The organism is Leeia aquatica (assembly GCF_012641365.1).
Classification (GTDB): domain Bacteria; phylum Pseudomonadota; class Gammaproteobacteria; order Burkholderiales; family Leeiaceae; genus Leeia; species Leeia aquatica.
This window is the reverse complement of record NZ_JABAIM010000001.1, coordinates 1,573,851-1,598,634: the sequence shown is the minus strand read 5'-3', so window position 1 is coordinate 1,598,634 and position 24,784 is coordinate 1,573,851. Positions and strand designations below refer to the sequence as shown.

The window sequence follows — 24,784 nt, the reverse complement described above, 5'->3', positions numbered from 1 at the left end:
ACGCACTCCGTGTAAGGTCAGCCGAGATAGACCGGGAACCGGGCGCAGAGTTGCTGCACCTGCTGGCGAACACGGTCGATCACGGCGGGATTGTCCAGATCGTCCAGAATGTCGCACATCCAGTGGGCCAGCTGTTCGGATTCCGACGTTTTCATGCCACGGGTGGTCAGTGCCGGGGTGCCGATGCGGACGCCGCTGGTGACGAAAGGCGACTGTGGATCATTCGGCACCGCGTTCTTGTTCACGGTGATGTGGGCTGCACCAAAGGCCGCATCGGCCGCCTTGCCGGTCAGGCCGTGCTTGATCAGGCTGACCAGGAACAGGTGATTGTCGGTGCCGCCGGACACCACCTCATAGCCACGCTGAATGAAAGTGTGCGCCATTGCACGGGCATTCGCTACCACTTGTTCCTGATAGCTGCGAAACTCGGGATCCAGCGCCTCCTTGAAGGCAACCGCTTTGGCGGCAATCACGTGCATCAGCGGGCCGCCTTGAATGCCGGGGAACACCATGGACTGCAGCTTTTTCTCCAGATCGGGGTTGCTGCGGGCCAGAATCAGGCCACCGCGCGGACCACGCAGGGTCTTGTGGGTGGTGGTGGTGACGATGTCCGCGTGCGGTACCGGGTTCGGATAGACCCCTGCTGCTACCAGTCCGGCCACATGGGCCATGTCCACAAACAACAGCGCACCTACGCTATCGGCAATCTGGCGGAAGCGTGCCCAGTCCACCACACGAGAGTAGGCCGAGAAACCGGCCACGATCATCTTCGGGCGATGTTCCTGTGCCAGTGCCGCCACCTGCGCATAGTCGATTTCGCCGGTCTGCGGGTCCAGCCCGTACTGCACGGCGTTGTATATCTTGCCAGAGAAGTTGACCTTGGCGCCGTGGGTCAGGTGACCACCGTGGGCCAGGCTCATGCCCAGAATGGTGTCGCCGGGGTTCAGCAGTGCCATGTAGACGGCGGCATTGGCCTGTGAGCCGGAGTGCGGCTGCACATTGGCGTAGTCGGCTCCGAACAGCTGCTTGGCGCGCTCGATGGCCAGTGTCTCCACCACATCGACATGCTCGCAACCGCCGTAGTAACGCTTGCCGGGATAGCCCTCGGCGTACTTGTTGGTCAGCACCGTACCTTGCATGGCCATCACGCGCGGACTGGTGTAGTTCTCGGAGGCAATCAGTTCGATATGGTCTTCTTGCCGGGTGGTCTCAGCGCTGACCGCTGACCACAGCTCCGGGTCAAAGTCCGCTACCGTTGCGGGGTTCCACATGGTCTCATCCAGTTCTTGTTATGGGATCAATGCCAACCTTGAGCGGTTGGTGAAGCTGGCCGTGGGGTGTATGGGGGCGGCCAGTCTGATCGCATGGTAGGGGGTGAAGCTGGATTTGTGAAATTGATAGTTGTTATGTTTTGATTTGCTGCGCAAATGAAGCGGGGCCGGGCAAGCCGGCCCGCACCTCAGGTCTGGAAACGCTGTAACGCCGCTTCCAGTTGATTGGACAGCTGCACCAGTTCCCGAGCACTGTGCTCGGTCAGGTTGGCCGCCCGACGCGTTTCATCCGCCATGCGCGACACATGATCCACTTGTTGTGCCAGCTGCTGGCTATTCTGGCTTTCCGTCTGCAGCGCACTGTTCAAGTGTTGCATGCGGGCTTCGGTGGTGCTGCTTTGCTGCTGAATGCCGCTCACCGTGTTGCCCGCATCACGGGTCAGCTCGGTACTGAGCGTGACTTGATGCACGCCATGGTTGATGCTGCTCACCGCTTGTTCAATGGTGTGCTGAATTTTCTGGATGACGCTGACGATTTCGTGAGTCGAGTTGGCCGTGCGCTCAGCCAGTTTTCGCACCTCGTCGGCCACCACGGCAAAGCCGCGCCCTTGTTCCCCGGCACGCGCCGCTTCAATGGCGGCATTGAGCGCCAGCAGATTGGTCTGGTCGGCGATTTCCTTGATGATGCCGACGATGTTGCCGATTTCCCGTGCGTCACCCTCCAGTGAGCCCATGGTGGCGGAGGTATCCCGCATGGCAAAGGCCAGTTGCTCGACTTCATGGGCAACCCGATGTACGGCACCGCCACCTTGCTCTGCCAGAGTGCCAGCTTGCCGGGCTTGCTCCAGGGTATGGTGTGCCTCCTCCGCCATCTGGCTGAGGGACAGGCTCAGGTGGTCGATCACGGCGTCCATGCGCTGAGCCGCTTCGGATTGCGCCTCGGCGTTGCTGTTGACCTGCACCGCGGCGCTGCTGAAGGTGTCGGTGTTGTGCCGGATGGCATTGCTGGCGTCCCGGGTTTGCTGCACCAGCATCTGCAGAGAGCCCAGCAGGTGATTGAACGCGGTAATGGCCGCGCCCAGCTCATTGGACTGGCTGTAATCTACGCGCAGCTGCAGGTTGCCACTGCGTTCTACCTGGCGTGCCACGGTGGTGAGCTGTGACAACGGGAGGGTGACGGTTCGCACCACCCGCCAAGCGAGGCCACTCAGGCCGATGACTGCGGCCAGGGTAATCACGGCCACCCATAGCCGCATCTGGCCGACTGTCCGGTCCGACGCCTTTTCAATACGGGACGCGTCATTCTGGATGGCATCGGACAGCTTGCCCATCTCCTCTTCCAGCGTCTCGAAGTCCTTGTAGAAGCCGGGCAGGTCACCTTGGATAGCTGCAGTGCCCTGTCCAGCCTTGCTGGCCACGCTGGCCCCGGTGCTGAGGTAGCGTTCGACCAGGGGCAGGGTGCGATTGAACTGGGAGCGGGTATCCGGATCGGTGATCAGCTTGCCGTTGGCGGTCATCATCTCGCGGAAATGCTGGGCATGCTCGGCCAGCGCGTCTTGGCCTTCCTTGATGCCTGCTGCGTTCTGGCTGGCCACATCCAGTTGCAGCTTGAGCACGTCGCCCCGCAGCGCATCGTGCATCATGTCGGCTTCCATTTGCTGACGGACCATGGACTGGCCGCCCAGTAGTTCGCCCAGCAGGCTGTGAAGGTTGCTGCTCCCCATCATGCTGAGTCCGCCGAGCAGCACTGTAACCAGGATGCCGGTCACGGCCAGGGTGATGAGTTGAACGCGAATAGAGAGTCGTTGCACGCTGACCTCCTGAGTCCCGTACGCGGGTGGTATCTCTGCAGCGTAGACGGGACTGCGGAAAATGCCAGTGACAAAGCGGACAGGGTTACAGCGGCAACATCAAGGTGTTCTTGACCTCTTCCATCACAGCATAGGTATGGGTTTCCCGCACGCCTTTCACTGAGCCGAGAAACTCATCCAGAAAAGCGCGGTATTCCGTCATGTCCTTCACGCGGGCCTTGATCAGATAGTCAAAGCCACCGGCGACCATGTGGCATTCCATGATCTGCGGCATCTTCTGCGCGGTACTCTTAAAGCTGGCAAAAGACTCAGGCGTGGTGCGGTCCAGCGCCACTTCAACAAACACCAGGAGCCCTACCCCCAGCAGATTAGGGTCCAGTACCGCCATGTATTTACGGATGTAACCCGCCTGCTGGAGGCGTTTGGTTCGCTCCAGGCAAGCCGCAGGGGAGAGGTGGATGCGTTTGGCCAGCTCCACATTGGTCATGCGGCCATCCTGCTGCAACAGTTTCAGAATGGTGCGATCCGTTCGGTCCAGGTTTGCCATGATGACTTCCGTGCATGATTCGGTTGGTATTGAATTTTAGCAAATTATATTCTGCTATGTTGGCATTATTCAAAACCCTGTCTGTCCGCAAGCCTAATATCATGAATAAAAAACGCCGTCAGTGAAAACGGCGCGGACCAACATGGTTTTTGATGAAACAGTGGGTCTGAATGCAGGGGCAACCCAAGGTCTGATGAGGTGATGGTTTCACCTCCTGCGGTGCGGGATACACGGCAAGACCATGGGCTGCATGTTCTCCCCTTTAAAGATGGTAACGCGTGTCAGCTGACATGCTTGCCGGGTAGTGTAGAAAGTATAAACGGAATACCGAATGGCGACCTTACCCTCCCCACCCCCCCCCGTCGCTGCGGGCCTCGCCAACCTCCGCCCCCGTTTCTTGATGGACGAGGCGAGTGCCCTGCGACCCTTGCTGGAAGCGGCCACCTTGTCGCCAGAAGTGCGCGCACAGGTGCAGGCCACGGCACAGCAGCTGGTGTCGACGGTACGCACCCGCAAGCTGACCAAGCTGGATGCCTTCTTGCAGGAATACGGTCTGGATACGCAAGAAGGCGTGATCCTGATGTGCCTAGCCGAAGCCTTGCTGCGCATCCCGGATAATGAGACGGCCGACCAGCTGATCCGGGGCCTGTTGGCCAAGGGAGAGTGGGACAAGCACATGGGCAGCAGCACCTCGTGGCTGGTGAATGCCTCCACCTGGGGGCTGATGCTGTCCGGCAAGATCCTGAACTGGACCAGCGAACCCAAGCAGATCGTCTCGCGGCTGACCTCCAAGCTGGGTGATGTCACCCTGCGGCAGGGGGTGAAAGCTGCGATGGGTATCCTCGCCAAGGAATTCGTGATTGGCGAGACCATCGAAGATGCGCTGAAGGAATCCCAAGCGCAGCCAGAATTCCGCTATTCCTTTGACATGCTGGGCGAAGCGGCCTTTACCGCAGAAGATGCCAAGCGCTACTTCCGGGATTACCAGCACGCCATCAAGGCGCTGGCCTGCGCCCCGCAAGATGATTTCAATGGCCGCAACAGCATTTCGGTCAAGCTCTCCGCACTGCACCCGCGCTACGACTACACCAAACGCGAGCGGGTACTGGCCGAGATGGTGCCGCTGGTGCTGCAATTGTGTGAGCAGGCGCGTGACGCCAACATTCTGCTGACGCTGGATGCGGAAGAGGCAGACCGGCTGGAGCTGTCGCTGGAACTATTCGCCGCCCTGCTGGCGGCACCGAGCCTCAAGGGCTGGAATGGTCTGGGTCTGGCGGTCCAGGCTTACCAGAAGCGTGCACCGCTGGTGATCGACTGGCTGGCTGAGCAGGCGCGTCAGCATGGCAAGACCATTCCGATCCGGCTGGTGAAGGGTGCGTACTGGGATGCCGAAATCAAGCGCGCTCAGCTGGGCGGGCTGGAAGGCTTCCCGGTCTACACCAAAAAATCGCACACCGATGTGTCCTATATGGCCTGCGGCCGTCGCATCTTGTCGCACGGCACCGCCTTTTATCCGCAATTCGCCACCCATAACGCCCATACCGTGGCCTATTTCCTGGAATTGACCCGTGGCACGCAGGCCGAGTTTGCCGGTGCCCAGTTTGAATTCCAGCGCCTGCATGGTATGGGTGAAATGCTGCACCGGGCGCAGATGGATCGCTGCAAGGTGCCGGTACGGGTCTACGCCCCGGTGGGTTCCTTCCACACCCTGCTGCCGTATCTGGTGCGCCGCCTGCTGGAAAATGGCGCCAACAGCTCCTTCGTCAACCGGCTGGGCGATGCCAACCTGCCGATTGAAGACGTGATTGCCGACCCCGTGGCCAAAGTGGCCGCAACTGACCTCAGCGGCCACAGCAAGATTGCACTGCCGCTCGCCATTTTTGGCGATGAACGACCGAATTCCAAGGGATTGAACATGGCCGACCTCGACGTGCTGACCCGTCTGCAGACTGAAATGCAGCAATATCTGAACCAAAGCTGGCATGCCTGCCCGCTGATTGGCGGCGAACGCCTGCATGGCGACAATGTGGCTGCTTTCAACCCGGCCAACATCGCCGAAGTGATCGGCAGTGTGACCAACGCCAGTGACGAGCAGATGGAGCGAGCCCTGCAGGTGGCGCATGCTGCTGCTGAAGGCTGGAACCAGACCCCGGTTACCACCCGTGCGGCGGCCTTGTATCGCGCCGCCAACCTGATGGAAGAACACCAGGCCGAGCTGATTGCCATGCTGGTGCGTGAAGCGGGCAAGACCATGGGCGATGCGCTGGGTGAAGTGCGCGAAGCGGTGGATTTCTGCCGCTACTACGCCAATGAAGCCAAGCGCCTGATGGGCCAGCCGATCCAGCTGCCGGCGGTGACGGGTGAAGACAACCAGTTGCTGCTGTCTGGCCGTGGCGTGTTCTTCTGCGTTAGCCCGTGGAATTTCCCGCTGGCCATCTTCATTGGTCAGCTGACTGCGGCCATCGCCGCCGGTAACGCCGTGATCGCCAAGCCAGCCGGGCAGACCCCGCTAGTGGCCTTCCGCGCGGTGGAGTTGCTGCTGGAAGCCGGGGTGCCCGGCGGCGTGCTGAACTTCCTGCCTGGCTCCGGTTCGCGCATTGGCCGCAAGGTGATTGGCGACCCGCGCATCGACGGCGTGGTGTTCACCGGCTCCACCGAAGTGGCGCAGCAATTGTTCCGCGGCCTCGCCAATCGTGACGGTGCCATCCTGCCGCTGATCGCGGAAACCGGTGGCATGAACGCCATGATCGTGGACAGCTCGGCCCTGCCGGAGCAGGTAGTCTCTGATGTGATCGTGTCAGCCTTCAATAGTGCCGGTCAGCGTTGCTCCGCCCTGCGCCTGCTTTTCGTACAAGACGATATTGCCGACAACATTATCAGCCTGCTCAAGGGTGCCATGGCCGAGCTGAAGCTGGGTGACCCAGCTTCCATTACCACCGACATCGGCCCGGCGATCGACGTCAACGCCAAGCTGGAGCTGGACCGCTACATTGCCACCATGCGCCAGACCGCGCGTGAAGTGGCGGCAGCACCGCTGCCACCGGAAGGCCGTGGCAACTTTGTGCAGCCGGTCGCTTTCGAGATCAGCCTGCAGCAGTTGCCGGAGCGTGAAGTGTTCGGCCCCATCCTGCATGTGATCCGCTGGAAGGCGGGCGACTTGCCCAAGGTGCTGGCCGCGATCCATGCCACCGGCTATGGCCTCACGCTGGGCATCCACAGCCGCATTGATGCGCATATCGACTGGGTGAAGCAGAACGCCAAGATCGGCAATATTTACGTCAACCGCAACCAGATCGGCGCGGTGGTCGGTACTCAGCCGTTTGGCGGCGAAGGCCTGTCCGGTACGGGCTTCAAGGCAGGTGGCCCGCACTATCTGCTGCGCTTCTCGGTCGAACGCGCCATTTCCGTCAACACCACCGCTGCGGGGGGCAACGCCAGCCTGCTGGCGATGGGCGGCGAAGGCTGATGCAAGCTCATACGGCGGGCTGCCTGGCAGCCTGCCCAACCGTGTAACACTGCTCTTCTCTACGTTGAGGACTTTGCCGGGCTTTTGCCCGGCATTTTTTTTCGGCGCGCCAAGCAGGTACAATATCGTTATGCGCCGTCCAGATCCCCTCTCTCATTACTTCCCGTTGCGTTTTGCCAACCAGGCCCAGGTCACCCGCTTTGCCAAGCAGTGCGTGCGCTGTGGGCAGGTGGTGGAATTGCCCAATATGTCGGGTGCGGTACGGGTGTTGCCCGACCGCGCCATGGTGGCCGCCAAGGCGCGTTGCCCCAAGTGCAGCCATGAGTTCCCGGTTACCTGCCTGATCACCCAGGACAAACAGGTGATGCGTCTGCACCTGCCAAACACATTGTTGATGTGGTACTTGCTGGCCACCACCTCGGCACCCGCGCCGCAAGCCCCCGCCCCCGCTGCAGCGACAGTTGACCTGCAACGCCTGCAGCGCAGCGAAGTGGAGCTGGCGGCAGACAGCGTCGGCCAGTTTGATGGTCAGCCGATTCCCGCCTGGATACGCCATGCCGGGGAACAGTTTGACTTTGAGGGCGTGCTCGGCAAAGGCCAGCAACCGGCACAGGACGAACGGGTGCTGGATGGTCAGCTATTGTACCGGCGCCATGTACTGACCGCCTGAAACGACAACGACCCGCAAGCGGGCCGTTGTGTTGTGGCGGCAGATTTATTGCAGCGCGTGCAGTTGCCAGCCACCTTCGCCGGTCAACTCCAGCTCCTGCTGGTGGAAAGGCCGCAGCGTACTGCGGTGGCCCACGCTCACCAGAATGCACTGCGGCAAGCGCTCGCGCAGCAGCTGGTACATGGCGTACTCCAGCCCTTCATCCATGGCCGAAGTGGCCTCATCAAGGAACAGCAAAGCGGGCTGCGCCAGCAACGCCCGGCCAAACGCCAGCCGCTGCTGCTCACCCAGCGACAGGATACGGCTCCAGTCTGCCTCTTCATCCAGCCGCCCGGCCAGATGCCCCAGCTGCACCTGCTCCAGCACCTTGACCGCATCCGGCCCTTCCACCGCCTCACCGGGGTAATACAAAGCCGTGCGCAGCGTACCAATCGGCAGGTAAGGCTTTTGCGAGAGGAATAGCGTAGCGCTGCCCTCAGGCCGCGCAATCTCCCCCTCAGCATACGGCCACAAACCGGCCAATGCCCGCAGCAAGGTAGTCTTGCCACTGCCGGAACGGCCCCGGATCAATAAGCGCTGGCCTTGGGTGAGGTTGAGGTTGAGCTGGTTGAGCAGGGGGTGGTGGTGGGGCGATTGCAGGTTCAGGTTTTGGATGTGCAGTTGTTCAGCACGAGCTTCAATGCTGGGCATAGGCAAAGCTCGTGCGTCCATGTTGGAGTCTACAAAGCCGGTAAGCCGGTCCAGTGTGGCTTTGTAGCCAGCGAAATCTGCAAAGCTGCGACGGAAGAACGAAAGATTGCCTTGCAGCTGCCCAAAGGCCTGGCTGGTTTGCATCAAGTCACCCAAGGTAATCTCTTTGGAGAAGAAGCGCTGGGCTTGCAGGATCAGTGGAAATACGACCGCAATTTGCGAAATGATCAGGTTGTAGCCATCCAGAAACAGATTGCGCCACAGCAGCTGCCACGCATTGGCGATGGAGGCCAGAAAGCGATTATCAAGAATCGCACGTTCCAGCGTATTGCCACGGAAGAAAGCGATGCTTTCACTGTACTCCTTGAGCCTGACCAGCGCGTAGCGATAGGTAGCGGCTACCTGCTCAGAGATGAAATTCAGTGAGATCAACGGTCTGCCGATGTAATACGCAAATACGGTAGCCGCGATGACATAAGCGTAAGCGACGTAGACCAAACCATGCGGTATCTCCAGACCCGCCAGCCTCAGTGTTCCGGCCAACCCCCAAAGGATAATGGTAAATTCAACCATCGAAACAACCGCATCAATAATGCCCATCAACAGCGACAAGGAGCTGGTGGCAAATGCGGTGATGTCTTGCTGGATACGCTGATCCGGGTTGTCAGAAGCATCTGGTAGGAAACCCGCCTTGTAGTAGGCGTTCCCATCAAGCCAGTCACCGACCAGACGTGTGTTCAGCCATTGCCGCCAGTGGATGGAGAATGCTTGCTGAAGATAGGTGATGTATAACGCCCGTACAACATGAATTGTTGCCAGAATGCAAAACACAATCATGGCAAACCAGAAGGCTGCAAAATCGAGCTTCTGCAAGGAGGTGTACATCTGGTTGTACCAGCGAGAAAACAGTACATCCATCCGCACACCGAACAGGGTGATCAACAGGATGAACATCAACGGCCAAATGGGGGAGCGCAGGTCGTATCGCAAGAAGTATTGGCCTGAGAGCCGCCAAAACTGCCGCCCCCAGCGCGTCGTCTGAATCAATAGCCCACCCACAATCACCAAGACAGTCAAGGTGATTCCGAACGCCTTGCCCAGCCAGATCAGGCTGTTGACGACCTCATTGCTCCAGTCCATCCGAACCCCTTCCCTCGCGCATGGCGCGGACAATGCCGCGCAGGATATCGACTTCTTCTTTTTCCAGTTGCTTGCGCCCAAACAGCCGCCGTAATCGCGGCATCAGCCGTTTGGGGTGTTTCGGGTTGAGGAAGCCGATGTCGATCAATGCGGCTTCCAGATGCTGATAAAACTGCTCCACCGCCTCATGGCTGGCCAACGGGTGGTGCTCTTCCACATTGGCCAGCGAACGGTTCACCGCCATCCGGCACTCATAGGTCAATACTTGCACCGCCTGTGCCAGGTTCAGCGAAGAATAATGCGGATTGGTCGGAATCGTCACCAGCAGGTTACATTGCTGCAGCTCGTCGATGCTCAGGCCGTTGGTTTCGTTGCCAAAAACCAACGCCACCGTCTCGCCGCGCTGGCTGGCTACGGTCAAACGCTGCGCGGCTTCGCGGGCGTCCACCAGCTCCGGCCCCAGCTCACGGCGGCGGCTGGTGAGTGCGGCGACGACCGTCGCTCCTTGCAAACCTGCCTGCAGGCTATCCACCACCTGTGCCTGCTCCAGCACATCCACCGCGCCGCTGGCACGGGAGGTGGCTTCATCATCGGGAAAATGCCTGGGGTTGACCAGCACCAGCTGGTTCAGCCCCATGTTTTTCATGGCACGAGCGGTCGCGCCAATATTACCGGGATGGGAGGTATGGGAGAGGACGACGCGGATGGGTGTCAGGGCCGCATCGGGTTGCAGGTCAAGGTCGGCAATGATGGATTTCATGGGATCGCAGTGTGCTGCGGTGGGCAGCCGGTTTATTCATATGTGGGCCGGATTGTAGCAGTCAGCATGGTTTCCTGCCCCCGCCTTGATCTGCGGGTGCACGCCGGATTTTGCATGAAATGGGCTTTTTGTTTATAATCATGCCGTTACGCCAGCTTTGGGCTGGCCTTGTGCTCTTTTCGACCTGCTGTCCCCAGACAGTGGGCTTGCTTCTTTTAAAAACAGGTCCGACTCATGCAATCGCATCCCATGCTCAATACGGCGGTGAAGGCCGCCCGTCGCGCTGCTGGCATCATTACCCGCGCCAGCCGCAATCTGGATACCCTGACGGTGCAACACAAGCAGCCGAATGATCTGGTCAGTGAAGTGGATCGTGCTGCCGAAGCTGCCATCATTGAGACCATTCTGGATGCCTACCCGCATCACGCCATTCTGGCGGAGGAAAGCGGCGTCACTGGGGAGTCGGACTACCAGTGGATCATCGACCCGCTCGATGGCACTACCAACTTCCTGCACGGTTTCCCGCACTACTGCATCTCCATTGCCCTGCAACACAAGGGGCAGATCACCCAGGCGGTGGTGTACGACCCCAACCGCAACCACCTGTTTACCGCCAGCCGGGGTGGCGGTGCCTATCTGGACAACCGCCGTATCCGCGTCTCGCGCCGCCTGCAACTGAGCGAAGCACTGCTGACCACCGGTTTCCCCTATCGTGATTTCAGCAATCTGGACAGCTACTTTGCCATGCTGAAGGATTTCACCACCAAGGCACGCGCGATTCGCCGCCCGGGGTCGGCCGCGCTGGACCTCGCCCATGTGGCCGCGGGCTGGTTTGATGGCTTCTGGGAGTACGGTCTGTCGCCGTGGGATATTGCCGCCGGTGTGTTGCTGGTACAGGAAGCCGGTGGTCTGGTGGCCGATTTCCACGGTGGTGAAGACTATATGCAGTCGGGCAATGTGGTGGCGGGCACCCCGCGCGTGTTTGGTCAGATGATGCAGGTGATTACCCCGCATCTGCCGAAGCCGGTAGACCCGGACAGCTTTGCCGCAGGCAACTGAGCGATACGCAGCATGAAAAAAGCCGGGGTAACCCGGCTTTTTTCATGCTGCGCGGGGTGGCTTACTTGCAGCCGATCACGCCATTCTGATAGTAGCCCTTCAGGCCGCTGGAGCAACGTGGCAGTTCAGCGGGCTGTGCGGCGCGGCAGCTGAATGCGCCGTTTTTCTTGGTGGAGCCCTTGATCAGCTCCCAGCCAGTCGGGCAGCTGGGTGCGACTACACCTTGCACAGCGACGGTGGTGGTGGCTTCACCCTTGCAGTTGTTCATGCCATCGAACTCTTTGCCTTCGACCTTCACCGTGAATTTGCCGGGGGCATCGAAGACATGGGTAAATTCTTTGGGAAAGCCCTGTTTCACGGCAATCTGTTCTTGTTGCCCATTGCCATAGGTCACCAGCAGACCACAGTCGATCTTGCCATTTTGCGAGGGGTCGACACGGAAGGTAACGGTGTCACCGGGCTTGGCCGGATTTGGGGTAGCGCTCAGGCTGCCGATGATCGGACGGGTAAAGGATTCCAGCGCAAAACTGCTGCTGGCAGCCAGCAGCAGGGCCAGGGGCAGCGCATGGCGTAATTTCAGCATGGTGAGTCTCCTGTTCATCTAAAAGGGTGATGACATGACATTAGCAAACCCACCCGCTATCGTCCATGCGCTGTAACCACCTTTAACCTTTATGCAAGGCAACCGCCAGCTGACTGCCCACCACCGCATTGTGCTTGACCAGTGCAATATTGGTGGCAAGGCTGCGGCCACCGGTCAGCTCCTTGATGCGGGCCAGCAGGAACGGGGTGACTGCCTTGCCGCTGATGCCTTGCTGGGCGGCTTCAGACAATGCCTGCTGGGTAATGGCATCAATCTCGGCCTTGGGCATTGCTTCGGCTTCCGGCACCGGGTTGCTGACCACCACGCCACCGCGCAGGCCCAGCTGCCACTTGGCGCGGATGAAGGCGGCTTGCTCGGCTGCGCTGTCGAGACGGAAGTCGGCTTTGAGGCCACTGTCGCGGGTATAGAAGGCGGGGAAGGCATCCTGCCCCACGCTGATCACCGGCACACCGTGGGTTTCCAGGTATTCCAGTGTCAGCGGCAGGTCCAGAATGGACTTGGCCCCGGCACACACCACCGCCACCGAGGTCTGCGCCAGCTCTTGCAGGTCCGCCGAGATGTCAAAGCTGGTTTCTGCACCACGGTGAACGCCACCGATGCCGCCGGTCACGAACACTTCGATGCCGGCCAGTGCCGCGCAAATCATGGTGGCGGCCACCGTGGTTGCGCCCAGTTTGCCGCTGGTCAGCACATAAGGCAGGTCACGGCGGCTCACTTTCAGCACGCCGGGGGTATTGCCGAATTGCTCCAGCTCGTCGTCGGAGAGGCCAATGCGAATTTTGCCGTCGATGATGGCAATGGTCGCCGGTACCGCGCCGTGGTCGCGAATGATCTGCTCGACTTCACGCGCGGTCTGCACGTTTTGCGGGTAAGGCATGCCGTGCGAAATGATGGTCGATTCCAGCGCCACTACCGGCTTGCCGCTGGCACGGGCGGCGGCGACTTCGGCTGAGAAAACCAGATAATCCTGCATGTGGGTGTCCTTCAAGGTTGGGTATCGGGGTCAGGCCAGCAAGTCCATCAAGCTGGCGGGGGTCAGATCGGGGTAGACCGTGCTGTTGCATTGCACGGTCAGCGCAGACAGGGTCAGGCCACGGCGGCAGGCGAGGGTGAGGTCGTCCGGCTGCTGGTGCAGCGACCAGCACACCGCTGCCGAAAAGGCATCGCCCGCGCCGGTGACATCGCGCACCGGCACCTGCGGTGCAGGCAGGTGGAGCAGACCTTGGTCGTGGGTGTGCACCACGCCGTCAGCGCCGAGGGTCACAATCAAGTCCTGCACGCCTTGCTGTTGTACCTGCTGGCAGGCGACTTCCAGCGCGGGCAGATCGGGTAACGGGCGGCCGACGCGGCTTTCCAGCTCGCCGCGGTTGAGGATCAGCAGGCGGATACCGCGCAGGTCGGCAGGCAGGCGCGCCATTTTGGGAATGGAAACAGCCACCACCACCAGCGGCACCGCATCTTCCCTTGCCGCGTATAGTAGGCTGGCTACGCTGTCGGCAGGCAGGTTGAGGTCCAGCACGGTCAGCGCGGCGGCGGCGCGCTGGGCGCTGCACTGTTGCAGCAACGTCGGGGTCAGCGCATCGCACAGCTGCATATGTGCCAGGGCCAGCACCATCTCACCATGGTCATCCAGCACGGCCGTGTAAGTACCGCTGCTGGCATGGGCTTGTTGCAGGCTGCCACGGGTGTCCACACCCAAACTGTGCAGGTGGCTGAGCAGGGCTTCACCGGCCGGGTCCTGCCCGACCGCCGTGATCAGATGGGTGGGGGCGCCCAGCCGGGCCAGGTTTTCGGCCACATTGCGCCCGACGCCACCAAAGGTTTCTTCTACCTCAACCGGATTGGAGGTGCCCATTTGCAGCGGCCCCAGTGTACGTACCTTGCGGTCGATATTGGCACCGCCAATGCACACCACCGGGCGCTGCTCCGGCAGCACATAGGCGCGACCGAGGATGCGCCGCTCACGGGTCAGGCTGGCAATATGCCCGGCCACCGCCGAGCGCGAGAGCCCGGTCTGCTCGGCCAGCTCCTGCTGCGACAGATAGGGGTTGTGCTGGATCAACTGCAGGATGCGTTGCCGCGGTGAGAGGTCACTCATGGCGTACCCGTTAGTAAACATATGTCTATAACAATAAACAAATGTTTTATTAATGGCAAGTCCAGCATGAAAAACGCCACCCGAAGGTGGCGTCAAAGGGGTGCTGCTGCTGCGCTCACTGCATCTTGGCGCCTGCGGCAAACCAGGTTTTCAGCAGGGTGCGCTCGGCATCGGTCATGCCAGTTAGGTTGCCCAGCGGCATCGCTTTCAGCACCACCGCTTGCTGCTGGATGCGCGCCAGATTGCGCTGGATGTCAGCGTCGCTATCCAGCTTCACGCCAGCAGGGGCGCTGGCAAAGCCGGGCTGGGTGGGAGCGGCAGCATGGCAGCTGGCACAGCGCAGTTGCAGGATCTGGCGAACCTCAGCATAGTTTGGGCCCGCAGCGGCAGCAGGGGTAGCTGGCACGGCCACCGAAGACACCGGGCGCAGCCACAGCAGTACCCCCAGCAGGAGGATGATACCCGCCAGCGGGTAGTGCCACGCCACCACGCCCTTGTGGCGCAGGTTGAAGAAGTGGCGGATCAGCACGGCGGCGAGGAAGATCAGCGCCAGCACCAGCCATGCCTGCGGATGGTTGTAAGTGAAAGCGTAGTGGTTGCTGATCATGCAGAACAGCACCGGCAGCGTCAGGTAATTATTGTGTACCGAGCGCTGCTTGCCGCGCTTGCCGTATACCGGGTCGGGCTGTTCACCCCGCTTGAGCATGGCCACCACTTTCTTCTGACCGGGAATGATCCAGAAGAACACATTGGCGGTCATGGTGGTGGCGATCATGGCGCCGACATGGATGAAGGCGGCGCGCCCCGACAGCAGGTGGGTCAGCAGCCAGGTCACGAATACCACAAAGGCGTAATACACCACGCCAAACAGCAACTGGCTGCGGTTGAAGAACAGGCGGCACAGCGTGTCGTACACCAGCCAGCCCCCGGCCAGCGTGCCGAGGCCAATCAGTACCGCCTGCTGCGGGCTGAGGTCGGCCACGTTCTTGTCCACCATATAGGTCCCGGCCTGCAGGTAGTACAAGACCGAAATTAGCAGGAAGCCGGTCAGCCAGGTGCTGTAGCTTTCCCATTTGAACCAGTGCAGCTCGTCCGGCAGGTGCTTGGGTGCCAGCAGATACTTCTGCGGGTTGTAGAAGCCGCCGCCGTGCACCGCCCACAGCTCACCATCGACACCGCGTGCTTTCAGGTCTGCATCCTTGGGCGGGCGCAGGCTGTTGTCCAGCCAGACAAAGTAAAAGGACGAGCCGATCCAGGCGATGCCCACAATCAGGTGCAGCCAGCGCAGCAGCAGGTTGGCCCATTCCAGCAGATAGCCTTCCATCAGCTTCCCCTGTAGGTTGAGTAGCTCCACGGGCTGACCAGCAGCGGTACGTGGTAGTGGCTGTCAGTGTCGGCGATGCCAAAGCGCAGCACCACCTGATCGACAAAGCGGGGCTCCGGCAGCGGGGTACCGCGTGCCGCAAAGTAGTCGCCCGCGTGAAACACCAGCTCGTAAATCCCGGTCTGGAACGCCTCACCTTCCAGCAGCGGGCTATCGCAGCGGCCATCGTCGTTGCTGCGGGTTTCGCGCAGCAGGCGACGCGCCGTACCGCTAATGGTGTAGAGTTCGATGCGGATATCCTTGCCCGGTAGCCCGGCGGCGGTATCCAGTATGTGCGTGGTCAGGCGACCCATCTGTCTCTCCTCTGTGCTGTTCTCCGGTCCAACCCGCAGTGCACCGTCCTGCCTTCAGGATAGCAGTGACACGGGCGCCTGTTTTACTGACTTGACATCAGCATATTTTCGACGATTTTGAGTGGATTGTTGACAATCATGAAACCGTGGCCCAATAATTGTCAACAATCAAAGCCGAAAATGTGTTGCACCTTCTCCCCCGGACAAACACATGAGTGAAGAAGAACTGTACCAAGAGATATTTGACGCGATCATGTCGCGCCAGTTACCCCCCGGCACCAAGCTGACCGAGGTGACACTGTGCGAGATCTTCGGCGTCAAGCGCAATGCGCTGCGCAAGGTGCTGACGCAGCTCGCCAGCAAGAAAATGGTGGAGTTGCATTTCAACCGCGGCGCGTTTGTCGCGACGCCCACAGTGGATGAGGCGCGCGACACGTTTGAAGTGCGCCGGGTGCTGGAAACCGCCGTGGTGGCCAAGATGGCCGGGCAATCGCCCAAACCGCAACTGGGCACGCTGCGGAATCTGGTCAAGGAAGAGCGGCAATGCTTCCACGACAAAGACTACCCGGGCTGGGTACGCCGCTCGCTGGATTTTCATAACCGGCTGGTGGAATTGTCGGGTAACCAGGTGATGGTGGAATACGTGCAGAACCTGGTGCTGCGCTACCCGCTGATTTCGGCGCTGTACGACCCGCGCAGCAGTAACTGCTGCTCGTTTGATGAACACGATGCCATTCTCGATGCCATCGAGAGCGGCAATGCCACGCTGGCGGTGCAGTGCATGACCTCGCACCTCGGCATGGTGGAGCACAAGTTGAACCTGATGGGGGCCGAGCCTGCCGTGTCGCTGGAACATGTGTTCCGCAGCCGCACCGTGCAGACCCAGCCAGACTGAGACCGAGAGCGGAAACGACATGCAGATCGACCCGAACTACCCGCGCGACCTGATCGGCTATGGCCGATCGGTGCCTCAGGCCGATTGGCCTGGCCAGGCACGGGTGGCGCTGCAGTTCGTCCTCAACTATGAGGAGGGCGGCGAGAACTGTGTACTGCATGGCGACCCGGCGTCCGAGACCTTCCTGTCCGAGATCATTGGTGCGGCCGCTTTCAGCAACCGTCATATGAGCATGGAGTCGATCTACGAGTACGGCTCACGTGCCGGGGTGTGGCGCATCCTCAATGAATTTGAGCGACGCGGCCTGCCGCTGACCATTTTTGGTGTGTCGATGGCGCTGGCGCGGCATCCGGAGCTGACCCGCGCTTTCGTTGAAGGCGGTCACGAGATTGCCTGTCACGGCCTGCGCTGGATCAGCTATCAGAATGTGGACGTGGAAACCGAGCGCGCCCATATGCAAGAGGCGGTTGAGATCATCCGCAAGCTCACTGGCGACGCGCCACTGGGCTGGTACACCGGGCGCGACAGCCCGCAGACCCGCCAGCTGGTGGTCGAACACGGTGGTTTCCTTTACGACGCCGATTCCTACGCTGACGATCTGCCATACTGGGTGCAGGTGGCCGGCAAGCCGCATCTGGTGGTGCCGTATACGCTGGACAGCAATGACATGCGCTTTGCCGCCGCGCAAGGCTTCAACAGTGGCGAGCAGTTCTATCAGTATCTGAAGGACGCCTTTGACGTGCTGTATGCCGAAGGTGAAACCGCGCCGAAAATGCTGTCCATCGGCATGCACTGCCGCTTGCTGGGCCGTCCGGCCCGTTTTCGCGCGCTGCAGCGTTTTCTGGACTATGTACAGTCGCACGACCGGGTGTGGATCTGCCGCCGGGTCGATATTGCCCGGCACTGGATCGCCCGGCACCCGGCTCCGGAGCTGGCATGAACCCACCGTATAGCCTGACCGCACTGAACCATGCTGACCTTGGCGCGTTTGTCTCGCTGCTGGGCGGCGTGTTCGAGCACTCACCGTGGGTGGCTGAAGGTGCCTGGCACCGGCGGCCTTTCGTCAGCGTGGATGACCTGCACCAGAAAATGTGCGAGGTGATGTGGTCGGCTGATCCGGTTCGCCAACGCGCGCTGATCTGCGCCCACCCGGAGCTGGCGGGCAAGGCCGCCATCCGTGGCGAGCTTACTGCGGATTCAACCAGGGAGCAGTCCGGCGCCGGGCTGACCCAGTGCAGCCCGGAAGAGTATGCGCGCCTGCAAGACCTGAACCAGGCCTACCGCGACAAGTTTGGCTTCCCCTTCATCCTGGCGGTGAAGGGCTGGCAGCGGGCGGAGATTATTGAGCAGTTTGCTGCGCGGCTGGCGCAGGATGAGGAACAGGAATTTGCAGAATGCCTGCGGCAGATTGCCCGTATCGCGCAATTCCGCCTCAGTGATCTGGTGAAGGAATAAGCATGGCCGCTGTACAGTTTGACCCGAATGCCCCTGCCTTCGTCCGGCAATTCATCAATCTGGCGCACCCCAAGCTGGGCGCGGCCGGGCTGTTTGCCACCGATGAGTTCTTTGCGCCGCTGTCGCGCATGCTGAACCCGGAGCCGGCGCAGTTCATTCCCGGCAAGTACGACGACCACGGCAAGTGGATGGATGGCTGGGAAACCCGACGCAAACGCAGCAATGGTCACGACTGGGCCATCGTCCAGCTCGGCCTGCCGGGGGTGATTCACGGTGTGGACATCGACACCAGCCACTTCACTGGCAACTACCCGCCCGCCGCGTCGATCGACGCCTGCCGCTGCGAAGGTACACCGGATGACAGCACGGTATGGCAGGAGATCCTGCCGTCGACCAATCTGCAGGGCAATAGCCATCACTACCTGGCGGTCGCCAGCCGCGAGGCGTGGACCCATCTGCGGCTGAACATTTACCCGGATGGCGGCGTGGCCCGCCTGCGGGTGTATGGCGAACCCGCCTGTGACTGGGCCGGGCGTGATCGCAGTGCGCTGTACGATCTGGTGGCCGCAGAAAATGGTGGCCGTCCGGTGGCGTGGAACGACGCCCACTTTGGTGCGCCGCATAACCTGCTGATGCCGGGGCGTGGCGAGAACATGGGTGACGGCTGGGAAACCCGCCGCCGCCGCGAGCCGGGCAACGACTGGTGCATCATCGCGCTGGGTCACCCCGGCGTGATCGAACAGATTGAAGTGGACACCTGCCACTTCAAGGGCAACTACCCGGACCGCTGCAGCATCCAGGCCGGTTACATCACTGGCGGCACCGAAAGCTCGCTGATCACGCAGAGCATGTTCTGGCCGGTACTGCTGCCGGAGCAGAAGCTGAGCATGGACGCGCAGCACTATTTCAGCAGTGAAATTGCCAAGCTGGGGCCGGTAACGCATGTGCGCCTCAACATCATCCCCGATGGCGGGGTGAGCCGCCTGCGCCTGCACGGCAAGCTGGCGGTGCGCTGATGGACCACGTGCGCCCCCTCCGGGTTGAACCGCTCAGCCGCGCGGCGTTTGCGCCGTTTGGCGATGTGATCGAGCTGGCAGGCGCTCGGCATTACCCGATCAATGGTGGCAGCTGCGAGCGCTACCATGATCTGGCGCAGGTCGATGTCGCCGAGCAGGGTGGCCGACCGTTAATCAATGTGTTTCGCGGCCAGGCCCGCGACCTGCCGATCACCATCAGCATGATGGAACGGCACCCGCTTGGCAGCCAGGCTTTCCTGCCGCTGGGCGAAACGGAGTATCTGATTGTGGTGGCACCGCCGGGTGAGCTGGATCCCGCGGCGGTGTGCGCCTTCCTGAGCACAGGCTGGCAGGGGGTGAACTATCACCGGGGGGTATGGCATCACCCGCTGCTGGCCTTGCACCACACGTCCGACTTCATCGTCGTTGACCGTGGTGGCCAAGGACATAACTGCGACGAAGTCGCGCTGGCTGAGCCGTGGCAGATTGATCTGTCCATGCTGCAAGCGGCGCGTGCGGCGCAAACCGAGCAAAACTGACCGGGCGTGGCACAACACCGGGGGGTATGGCGTCACGCCCTGGTCAGTTATTGCACCCAATAGGGTGCACACCGAGCACGACCAGCAGGCCATTCAAAACACCGGGGGGTATGGCGAATGGGCTGCTGGTTGGCATCCCGGCGTACGCCGGGAACCTGACAAACTGCGTCGCCGCCTGCGGGCGGACGGCGCAAGATGGACCCTGAAGACCGGCGCAGCGCCCGGAACCTCTGGCGACGGCGCACGGCGCAACAATCCGGACCACCGGATGGCTGGAGGAGAGGCTGATGGAAGGCGAAGTCCGCTTTCTGCTGAACGGGGTGGCGCACACGCTGCAGGCACCGCAACCCACCCGTACCGTTCTGCAGTACCTGCGTGAAGAGGCCGGCTGTACCGGCACCAAGGAAGGCTGCGCCGAAGGCGATTGTGGCGCCTGTACCGTGGTGCTGGCCGAGCCGGACGGGGACAGTGTGTCCCTCAAGGCCATTAACGCCTGTATCCAGTTCATCCCCACCCTGCACGGCAAAGCCCTGTATACCGTCGAAGCACTGAGCGACGCCAGTGGCCCACTGCACCCGGTGCAGCAGGCGATGGTGGATTGCCATGCCTCGCAGTGCGGCTTCTGCACGCCGGGCTTTGTGATGTCGCTGTTTGCCCTCTACCAGAACCAGCCGCAGGCCGAACGCAGCGAGGTGGCGGATTGCCTGTCCGGCAACCTGTGCCGCTGCACCGGCTATCGCCCGATTTTCGACGCCGCCCAGCGCATGTACCAGCTGCCGCGTGACACGCTGGACCGGCGCGCGCTGCGCCAGCAGCTGGATCAGCTGTCCGCCGGTGAGTCGCTGCACATTGAACGCGATGGCCAGCATTTCCACGCCCCGGTCAGTCTGGACGAGCTGGCCGCCTTGCGGCAGGCCAAGCCACAAGCCCGCATGCTGGCCGGTGGCACTGACGTCGGCCTGTGGGTGACCAAGCAATTCCGCGAGCTGGGCGATATCCTCTATCTGGGCCGGGTGGCCGAGTTGCATACGGTCAGCGAGCAGGATGGCGTGCTGCAGATTGGCGCGGCGGTCAGTCTGAATGACGCGTTCGCCGCGCTGGTGCGGCACTATCCGCAACTGCAGGAATTGCACCAGCGCTTCGCGTCCACCCCGATTCGCAATGCCGGTACCTTGGGCGGCAATGTCGCCAATGGTTCACCGATCGGCGATGCCATGCCCGCACTGATCGCGCTGTCCACCGAAGTGGTGTTGCGCGGTGGGACCACCACACGCAACCTGCCGCTGGAAGACCTCTATCTGGCCTACCAGAAGAACGCCATGCAGCCGGGCGAATTTGTGCAGGCACTGCGCATCCCCTTGCCGGATGCCCGCCTGTTCCGTGCCTATAAACTCTCCAAGCGCTTCGATCAGGACATTTCAGCCGTCATGTGTGGCTTTGCGCTGCAATTGCAGGACGGCATGGTGCAGGCGGCACGGCTGGCTTTTGGCGGCATGGCCGCCACGCCGAAGCGGGCGCAGGCTGCCGAGCAGGCCTTGGTCGGGCAACACTGGGGTGAAGACAGTGTTCGCCTTGCGATGCAGGCGCTGGCGACCGATTTTCAGCCGCTGAGTGACATGCGCGCCAGTGCCGCCTACCGCCTGCAAGCGGCGCAGAACCTGCTGTACCGCTTCTGGCTGGAGAGCAGCGGCAATGCGCCGGTCAGCGTGCTGGCCTGGGTCAAACAACAGGAGGCCTCCGCATGAGCGCCACCCACTTGCCAGGCATCGTCGGCCACAGCGTCGAGCACGAAAGCGCTCGCCTGCATGTCAGCGGTCGCGCACCGTATACCGACGACCTGCCGGAGCTGAAAGGTACCCTGCACGCCGCGCTGGGCCTCTCCAGCCAGGCCCATGCCCGCATCCTCAGCATGAACCTGGATGCGGTACGGCAAGCGCCGGGGGTGCGCTGCGTGATCACCGCTGCCGACATTCCCGGTGCCAATCTGTGCGGCCCGGTGCTGCCGGACGAGCCGATTCTGGCGACCGATACCGTGCACTTCCTCGGCCAGGCGCTGTTTGCGGTAGCGGCGGAGACGCGTGAGCAGGCACGCCGCGCCGTGCGGCTGGCACAGGTGGCGTACGAGCCGCTACCGGCGATTCTCACCGCGCAGCAGGCGGTAGAGGCCGAGTCCTGGGTGTTGCCGCCGGTGGAGCTGCGGCGTGGCGAGGCGGAAGCCGCGCTGGCTGCCGCACCGCACCGGCTGCAAGGGCAATGTCAGGTCGGCGGGCAGGAGCAGTTCTATCTGGAAGGGCAGATTGCCTACGCGCTGCCCAAGGAGCAGCACAGCCTGCTGCTGTACAGCTCCACCCAGCATCCGACCGAGATGCAGCATATGGTGGCGCACGCGCTCGGCTGGCACAGCCACGATGTGACCGTCGAATGCCGCCGCATGGGCGGTGGTTTTGGTGGCAAGGAATCGCAATCGGCGCTGTTCGCTTGCACCGCAGCGCTGCTGGCGCAAGCCAGTGGCCGACCGGTCAAGCTGCGTGCCGACCGTGACGATGATTTCATGCTCACCGGCAAACGTCACGACTTCGTGGTGGACTACGATGTCGGGTTTGACGATGAGGGCCGCATCCTCGGCCTGAAAACCACGCTGGCCTCGCGCTGTGGCTGGAGCGCCGACCTGTCCGGCCCGGTGAACGACCGCGCGGTATTCCACCTCGACAATGCCTATTACCTGGACGCGGTAGCCATCCGCTCGCTGCGGGGCCGCACCAACACGCAGTCCAACACCGCCTTCCGGGGCTTTGGCGGGCCGCAGGGCGTGGCGGCCATCGAGTACATCGTGGACGACATCGCCCGCACACTGGGGCGCGACCCGCTGGACGTGCGCTATATCAACCTCTACGGTGGCCCGGACGGGCAGGACCGCACCCGCTTATCCACCCACTACGGCATGGAGGTGGAGGATAACTGCCTACCGCGTCTGTTGCCGGAGCTGGAAGCCAGCAGCGATTACCGCGCCCGCCGCGAGGCCATCCGCGCGTTTAACGCCAGCAGCCCGGTGCTCAAGCGCGGCATTGCGCTCACCCCGGTCAAGTTTGGCATTTCGTTTACCGCCACCTTCTTTAATCAGGCTGGCGCGCTGCTGCATGTGTATACCGATGGCTCGGTGCTACTCAACCACGGCGGTACCGAAATGGGGCAGGGCCTGAATACCAAGGTGGCGCAGGTGGTGGCGCATGAGCTGGGGCTGGCCTTGTCGCAAGTGCGGGTGACCGCTACCGACACCAGCAAGGTGCCGAATACCTCGGCGACCGCAGCCTCCAGCGGAACCGATCTCAATGGCAAGGCCGCCCAGCACGCCGCGCAGCAGATCAAGGCGCGGTTGGTCACCTTCCTCGCTGAGCGGTATCAGGTTGCTGCGGAGCAAGTCCACTTTGCTGAGGGGCAGGTACGGGTGGGCGAGCAGACCTTCCGCTTTGCCGAGGTGGTGAAGCAAGCCTATCTGGCCCGCGTGTCGCTGTCGGCCAGCGGTTTCTACAAGACGCCGAAGATTCATTACGACAGCAAGACGCTGACCGGGCGGCCGTTCTACTACTTCGCCTATGGCGCGGCGGTGGCGGAGGTGATCATCGACACCCTCACCGGCGAGAGCAAGCTGCTGCGCGCCGACATCCTGCATGATGTTGGGCGCTCCATCAATCCGGCGCTGGACATTGGCCAGATTGAAGGCGGCTTTGTACAGGGCATGGGCTGGCTGACCACCGAAGAACTGTACTGGAACGCAGCCGGCAAGCTGATGACGCACGCCCCCAGCACCTACAAAATTCCGGCCGCCAGTGATGTCCCGGCTGACCTGCGGGTGGCGCTGTTTGACAATGCCAACGTGGAAGACAGCATCCACCGCTCCAAGGCGGTGGGTGAACCGCCGTTGATGCTGGCTTTCTCGGTATTTCACGCCATTCGTGACGCGGTAGCCAGTGTGGATGGCTACCAGCGTAATCCGGCGCTTAACATGCCCGCCACACCGGAAGCGGTGTTGCAGGCCGTAACGACGTTGCGGGGCTGAGCATGCGCTGGCGCGATGCCCTTCACCAGCCGGACGTCACCCTGTGGGTGACGGTGCTGGCGGTATCGGGCTCCGCGCCGCGCGAGCCGGGTGCCCGCATGGCGGTGCAGCCAGACGCCTGCTTTGACACGATTGGTGGCGGCCATCTGGAGTTTCAGGCCATTGCGCACGCACGGGCACTGTTGCAGCAAGGGGTGACCCGGCATATCGAACGCTTTGCACTGGGCGCATCACTCGGCCAGTGCTGTGGTGGCGTGGTGTGGCTGCTGTTCGAGCGCTGGGATGCTGCACAGTGTGCCCAGATGCAGCAGGCGCTGCGGGGCGAGCACACGGTGTGTCGCCTGCAGGCTCTGCACGCCGATGCCACAGGGGCCGCATGGGGGGAGGTCGCCAGTTTGCGGCCACAGTTGCCCACTGCCTTGCACACGGCCCTGGATCAGGCCGATGCCCCACGTTGCCAGTGGCTGCAGCAGGGTGAGCAGCAGTGGCTGCTGGAGCGCTTCCCGGCCTGTGATTTCCGCATTGAGCTGTTTGGTGCCGGGCATGTAGCGCGTGCCTTGTTGCCGCTGCTGGCGAGCTTGCCGTGCACGGTGCACTGGGTGGACAGCCGCGAGGAGATGCTGCCTGCAGATGTGCCGGACAATGTGCAGACCGAATGGCTGGACTTGCCGGAGCAGCGGGTGGCAGAGGCCGCCCCCGGCAGCTTCTATCTGGTGATGACACACAGCCATGCCGAAGACCAGCGGCTGGTGGAGCACATCTTGCGACGAGGCGATGCGGCTTACTGCGGGCTGATCGGTTCGCGCAGCAAGCGGCAACAGTTTCGCCAGCGCCTGCGGCGGCGGGGTGTGAGTGAACTGCAGTGGCAGGCGCTGACCTGCCCGATCGGTGTCGCCGGCATTCGCAGCAAGCAGCCCGCCGCGATTGCCATTGCGGTAGCGGCAGAGCTGCTGCAACGCCATGAGGCCAGACAGCTACAGCAACAAGGACGGGTACAGGCACAGGCATAACACAGCACGATGGCTATCC

Annotated in this window: 21 protein-coding genes; 11 read left to right on the top strand and 10 right to left on the bottom strand. The window is 61.9% G+C overall.

The window, feature by feature from the left end; all coding sequences use genetic code 11:
• Window positions 1-17: 17 nt before the first annotated feature.
• From glyA to HF682_RS08220, 3 genes are all read right to left on the bottom strand, one after another.
• The gene (glyA, locus tag HF682_RS08230) at window positions 18-1,271 is read right to left on the bottom strand and encodes a serine hydroxymethyltransferase (RefSeq protein ID WP_168876695.1); all 1,254 of its coding nucleotides are present in this window, start codon (window positions 1,269-1,271) and stop codon (window positions 18-20) included.
• A 188-nt stretch (window positions 1,272-1,459) separates the two neighbouring features.
• Window positions 1,460-3,082: a methyl-accepting chemotaxis protein gene (locus tag HF682_RS08225; protein ID WP_168876694.1), complete on the bottom strand. Its 1,623-nt coding sequence runs from the start codon at window positions 3,080-3,082 to the stop codon at window positions 1,460-1,462.
• Window positions 3,083-3,167: 85 nt separating this feature from the next.
• Window positions 3,168-3,629: an Lrp/AsnC ligand binding domain-containing protein gene (locus HF682_RS08220; RefSeq protein ID WP_168876693.1), complete on the bottom strand. Its 462-nt coding sequence runs from the start codon at window positions 3,627-3,629 to the stop codon at window positions 3,168-3,170.
• 331 nt (window positions 3,630-3,960) lie between these two features.
• Here HF682_RS08220 and putA point away from each other — a divergent pair, with 331 nt between their 5' ends.
• Together putA and HF682_RS08210 are read left to right on the top strand one after the other, a co-directional pair.
• Window positions 3,961-7,095 (top strand): bifunctional proline dehydrogenase/L-glutamate gamma-semialdehyde dehydrogenase PutA, encoded by a 3,135-nt coding sequence (gene putA, locus HF682_RS08215; RefSeq protein ID WP_168876692.1) that lies wholly within the window; start codon window positions 3,961-3,963, stop codon window positions 7,093-7,095.
• A 130-nt stretch (window positions 7,096-7,225) separates the two neighbouring features.
• Window positions 7,226-7,765 (top strand): hypothetical protein, encoded by a 540-nt coding sequence (locus HF682_RS08210; RefSeq protein WP_168876691.1) that lies wholly within the window; start codon window positions 7,226-7,228, stop codon window positions 7,763-7,765.
• Window positions 7,766-7,810: 45 nt separating this feature from the next.
• Here the strand turns inward: HF682_RS08210 and HF682_RS08205 are convergent, their stop codons facing one another.
• Both HF682_RS08205 and HF682_RS08200 read right to left on the bottom strand, forming a co-directional pair.
• Entirely contained in the window at window positions 7,811-9,595 is a 1,785-nt protein-coding gene (locus HF682_RS08205; RefSeq protein ID WP_168876690.1) for an ABC transporter ATP-binding protein/permease, read from the bottom strand.
• Window positions 9,579-10,355: an RNA methyltransferase gene (locus tag HF682_RS08200; protein ID WP_168876689.1), complete on the bottom strand. Its 777-nt coding sequence runs from the start codon at window positions 10,353-10,355 to the stop codon at window positions 9,579-9,581. Before HF682_RS08200 ends, HF682_RS08205 begins: the two co-directional genes overlap by 17 nt.
• A 234-nt stretch (window positions 10,356-10,589) precedes the next feature.
• Here HF682_RS08200 and HF682_RS08195 point away from each other — a divergent pair, with 234 nt between their 5' ends.
• Complete coding sequence (locus HF682_RS08195) at window positions 10,590-11,414, top strand: inositol monophosphatase family protein (RefSeq protein ID WP_168876688.1); 825 nt, start codon at window positions 10,590-10,592, stop codon at window positions 11,412-11,414.
• Between the two features lie 61 nt (window positions 11,415-11,475).
• Here HF682_RS08195 and HF682_RS08190 read toward each other — a convergent pair whose 3' ends face one another.
• The 5 genes from HF682_RS08190 to uraH form a co-directional block, all read right to left on the bottom strand.
• Window positions 11,476-11,997: a hypothetical protein gene (locus HF682_RS08190; protein ID WP_168876687.1), complete on the bottom strand. Its 522-nt coding sequence runs from the start codon at window positions 11,995-11,997 to the stop codon at window positions 11,476-11,478.
• A gap of 82 nt (window positions 11,998-12,079) precedes the next feature.
• Window positions 12,080-12,991, bottom strand: coding sequence for a pseudouridine-5'-phosphate glycosidase (locus tag HF682_RS08185; RefSeq protein WP_168876686.1), 912 nt, complete (start codon window positions 12,989-12,991; stop codon window positions 12,080-12,082).
• A gap of 30 nt (window positions 12,992-13,021) precedes the next feature.
• Window positions 13,022-14,116 carry a carbohydrate kinase gene (locus HF682_RS08180; protein WP_168876685.1) on the bottom strand — a complete coding sequence of 365 codons (1,095 nt, stop codon included), beginning with the start codon at window positions 14,114-14,116 and terminating at the stop codon, window positions 13,022-13,024.
• Between the two features lie 115 nt (window positions 14,117-14,231).
• The gene (locus tag HF682_RS08175) at window positions 14,232-15,440 is read right to left on the bottom strand and encodes a urate hydroxylase PuuD (RefSeq protein ID WP_168876684.1); all 1,209 of its coding nucleotides are present in this window, start codon (window positions 15,438-15,440) and stop codon (window positions 14,232-14,234) included.
• Window positions 15,440-15,793: a hydroxyisourate hydrolase gene (gene uraH / locus HF682_RS08170; protein ID WP_168876683.1), complete on the bottom strand. Its 354-nt coding sequence runs from the start codon at window positions 15,791-15,793 to the stop codon at window positions 15,440-15,442. Before uraH ends, HF682_RS08175 begins: the two co-directional genes overlap by 1 nt.
• 211 nt (window positions 15,794-16,004) lie before the next feature.
• Here uraH and HF682_RS08165 point away from each other — a divergent pair, with 211 nt between their 5' ends.
• The 8 genes from HF682_RS08165 (at window position 16,005) to xdhC (ending at window position 24,765) form a co-directional block, all read left to right on the top strand.
• Complete coding sequence (locus HF682_RS08165) at window positions 16,005-16,688, top strand: GntR family transcriptional regulator (RefSeq protein ID WP_168876682.1); 684 nt, start codon at window positions 16,005-16,007, stop codon at window positions 16,686-16,688.
• Window positions 16,689-16,707: 19 nt separating this feature from the next.
• The gene (puuE, locus tag HF682_RS08160) at window positions 16,708-17,628 is read left to right on the top strand and encodes an allantoinase PuuE (protein WP_168876681.1); all 921 of its coding nucleotides are present in this window, start codon (window positions 16,708-16,710) and stop codon (window positions 17,626-17,628) included.
• A complete protein-coding gene (uraD, locus tag HF682_RS08155; RefSeq protein ID WP_168876680.1) occupies window positions 17,625-18,143 on the top strand; it encodes a 2-oxo-4-hydroxy-4-carboxy-5-ureidoimidazoline decarboxylase in 519 nt (172 codons plus the stop codon). The genes puuE and uraD overlap by 4 nt, the downstream gene beginning before the upstream one ends.
• 2 nt (window positions 18,144-18,145) lie before the next feature.
• Window positions 18,146-19,159, top strand: a complete 1,014-nt coding sequence (gene alc, locus HF682_RS08150) for an allantoicase (protein WP_168876679.1) — start codon at window positions 18,146-18,148, stop codon at window positions 19,157-19,159.
• Window positions 19,159-19,698: an ureidoglycolate lyase gene (locus HF682_RS08145; RefSeq protein ID WP_205881940.1), complete on the top strand. Its 540-nt coding sequence runs from the start codon at window positions 19,159-19,161 to the stop codon at window positions 19,696-19,698. The genes alc and HF682_RS08145 overlap by 1 nt, the downstream gene beginning before the upstream one ends.
• A gap of 287 nt (window positions 19,699-19,985) precedes the next feature.
• Entirely contained in the window at window positions 19,986-21,443 is a 1,458-nt protein-coding gene (gene xdhA, locus HF682_RS08140; protein ID WP_168876678.1) for a xanthine dehydrogenase small subunit, read from the top strand.
• On the top strand, window positions 21,440-23,755 hold the full coding sequence (gene xdhB, locus HF682_RS08135; protein WP_168876677.1) for a xanthine dehydrogenase molybdopterin binding subunit: 2,316 nt from the start codon (window positions 21,440-21,442) through the stop codon (window positions 23,753-23,755). The genes xdhA and xdhB overlap by 4 nt, the downstream gene beginning before the upstream one ends.
• A 2-nt stretch (window positions 23,756-23,757) precedes the next feature.
• Window positions 23,758-24,765 carry a xanthine dehydrogenase accessory protein XdhC gene (gene xdhC / locus HF682_RS08130; protein WP_168876676.1) on the top strand — a complete coding sequence of 336 codons (1,008 nt, stop codon included), beginning with the start codon at window positions 23,758-23,760 and terminating at the stop codon, window positions 24,763-24,765.
• Window positions 24,766-24,784: the final 19 nt, after the last annotated feature.

Excerpts from the sequence above, each read along its gene's own strand:
- HF682_RS08195 (WP_168876688.1), top strand. The coding sequence starts at position 10,590 with ATGCAATCGCATCCCATGCTCAATACGGCGGTGAAGGCCGCCCGTCGC.
- xdhC (WP_168876676.1), top strand. The coding sequence starts at position 23,758 with ATGCGCTGGCGCGATGCCCTTCACCAGCCGGACGTCACCCTGTGGGTG.
- xdhB (WP_168876677.1), top strand. The coding sequence starts at position 21,440 with ATGAGCGCCACCCACTTGCCAGGCATCGTCGGCCACAGCGTCGAGCAC.
- HF682_RS08175 (WP_168876684.1), bottom strand. The coding sequence starts at position 15,440 with ATGGAAGGCTATCTGCTGGAATGGGCCAACCTGCTGCTGCGCTGGCTG.
- HF682_RS08165 (WP_168876682.1), top strand. The coding sequence starts at position 16,005 with ATGAGTGAAGAAGAACTGTACCAAGAGATATTTGACGCGATCATGTCG.
- HF682_RS08190 (WP_168876687.1), bottom strand. The coding sequence starts at position 11,997 with ATGCTGAAATTACGCCATGCGCTGCCCCTGGCCCTGCTGCTGGCTGCC.
- HF682_RS08180 (WP_168876685.1), bottom strand. The coding sequence starts at position 14,116 with ATGAGTGACCTCTCACCGCGGCAACGCATCCTGCAGTTGATCCAGCAC.
- HF682_RS08145 (WP_205881940.1), top strand. The coding sequence starts at position 19,159 with ATGGACCACGTGCGCCCCCTCCGGGTTGAACCGCTCAGCCGCGCGGCG.
- uraD (WP_168876680.1), top strand. The coding sequence starts at position 17,625 with ATGAACCCACCGTATAGCCTGACCGCACTGAACCATGCTGACCTTGGC.
- xdhA (WP_168876678.1), top strand. The coding sequence starts at position 19,986 with ATGGAAGGCGAAGTCCGCTTTCTGCTGAACGGGGTGGCGCACACGCTG.
- HF682_RS08185 (WP_168876686.1), bottom strand. The coding sequence starts at position 12,991 with ATGCAGGATTATCTGGTTTTCTCAGCCGAAGTCGCCGCCGCCCGTGCC.
- HF682_RS08200 (WP_168876689.1), bottom strand. The coding sequence starts at position 10,355 with ATGAAATCCATCATTGCCGACCTTGACCTGCAACCCGATGCGGCCCTG.
- HF682_RS08205 (WP_168876690.1), bottom strand. The coding sequence starts at position 9,595 with ATGGACTGGAGCAATGAGGTCGTCAACAGCCTGATCTGGCTGGGCAAG.
- uraH (WP_168876683.1), bottom strand. The coding sequence starts at position 15,793 with ATGGGTCGCCTGACCACGCACATACTGGATACCGCCGCCGGGCTACCG.
- HF682_RS08210 (WP_168876691.1), top strand. The coding sequence starts at position 7,226 with ATGCGCCGTCCAGATCCCCTCTCTCATTACTTCCCGTTGCGTTTTGCC.
- glyA (WP_168876695.1), bottom strand. The coding sequence starts at position 1,271 with ATGTGGAACCCCGCAACGGTAGCGGACTTTGACCCGGAGCTGTGGTCA.
- putA (WP_168876692.1), top strand. The coding sequence starts at position 3,961 with ATGGCGACCTTACCCTCCCCACCCCCCCCCGTCGCTGCGGGCCTCGCC.
- puuE (WP_168876681.1), top strand. The coding sequence starts at position 16,708 with ATGCAGATCGACCCGAACTACCCGCGCGACCTGATCGGCTATGGCCGA.
- alc (WP_168876679.1), top strand. The coding sequence starts at position 18,146 with ATGGCCGCTGTACAGTTTGACCCGAATGCCCCTGCCTTCGTCCGGCAA.
- HF682_RS08220 (WP_168876693.1), bottom strand. The coding sequence starts at position 3,629 with ATGGCAAACCTGGACCGAACGGATCGCACCATTCTGAAACTGTTGCAG.